This is a genomic window from Sulfurovum xiamenensis, assembly GCF_030347995.1.
GTDB lineage: Bacteria > Campylobacterota > Campylobacteria > Campylobacterales > Sulfurovaceae > Sulfurovum > Sulfurovum xiamenensis.
In genome coordinates this window covers 1-634 of record NZ_JAQIBC010000025.1, presented here as the reverse complement: position 1 = coordinate 634, position 634 = coordinate 1, and the positions used below count along the sequence as shown (strand labels likewise).

1 protein-coding gene is annotated in these 634 nt (G+C 39.7%); it reads right to left on the bottom strand.

What is annotated here, in order from left to right; translation table 11 throughout:
• Positions 1–634 (bottom strand): NADP-dependent isocitrate dehydrogenase (locus PF327_RS11395; RefSeq protein WP_289402674.1); only part of this gene is annotated, 634 nt, incomplete at both ends.

The window sequence follows — 634 nt, the reverse complement described above, 5'->3', positions numbered from 1 at the left end:
ATCCCACTGCTTACCACCTTCTCTTACCACAACTGGCATAGAAGCATCGATAATAACATCATTCGATGCGTTGAAGTTAGTTTCACCTTTATCAGAATCAACCATTGCGATCTTTGGAGCATCTGATTCAACAGCTGCTAGGAAATCAGCTTTGATCTCAGCTTCTTTTGCATGACCAGCGATCTTTTTCTCAAGGTCTGACATACCAAGGTTAGGGTTCACTCCAAGCTCGGCAAATGTATCTGCATGTTTAGCGAATACATCTTCGAAGAATATCTCAAATGCGTGACCGAACATAATCGGGTCAGAGATCTTCATCATCGTTGCTTTCAAGTGAAGTGACCAGATAAGTCCTTCTTCTTTAGCATCTTGGATCGTTTTTTTATAGAACTCTCTAAGTGCAGCAACTGACATGAATGTACCATCAAGTACTTCACCAGCAAGTGCATCAATTGTAGTTAACTCTTTACCGTTAAGTGCAATTGTTACTTTTTGGTCTTTAGCTGATGTTACAGATTTTTCATGTCCGTAGAAGTCACCTTTTCCACCCATATGCGCAACATATGCTTTTGAATTTTCTGCATATGCCTTAAGTCTGTGTGGGTTATTTTGTGCAAATCTTTTTACCGCTTTT